The sequence below is a fragment of the Blastococcus sp. KM273128 genome (assembly GCF_021698975.1).
Taxonomy (GTDB): domain Bacteria; phylum Actinomycetota; class Actinomycetes; order Mycobacteriales; family Geodermatophilaceae; genus Blastococcus.
Map to the genome: position 1 here is coordinate 1 of NZ_SSXA01000204.1, position 358 is coordinate 358.

Genomic DNA, 358 nt, shown 5'->3' on the forward strand with positions numbered 1-358 from the left:
CGCAGCCAGTCCCGCGTCGCGGCCACCGTCGCGGCGTCCACCACGTCCGAAGCGGCCCCGAACCGCACCAGCCCGCTGCGGTGGTTGGGCTTGAGCACCCACGCCCGGTCGAACACCCGGCCGGCCACCGCCGCCAGGTCATCGCCGGCCCACAGCGTCTCCGGCACCAGCACCCCGGCCTCGTCCCGCAGCCGGTGCGCGTGCTCCTTCATCGCCAGCTTGTCGCACGTCCACGCCAGCTCCGGCCGGCGGTCCCGCAGGATCCGCCAGTTCACCTTCTCCGAGAACGTCCGCGGGTCGCGCAGATCGGGCAGCTGCCGGTGCCCCGCCAGGAAGAGGTAGCGCCGCCGCGCGGCCG

General features: G+C 75.4%; 1 protein-coding gene. It reads right to left on the reverse strand.

The genetic code is table 11. The features are described 5' to 3' along the window. Positions 1-358: hypothetical protein (locus E9529_RS21595; RefSeq protein WP_236833299.1), on the reverse strand; the 358-nt coding region annotated here is incomplete at both ends.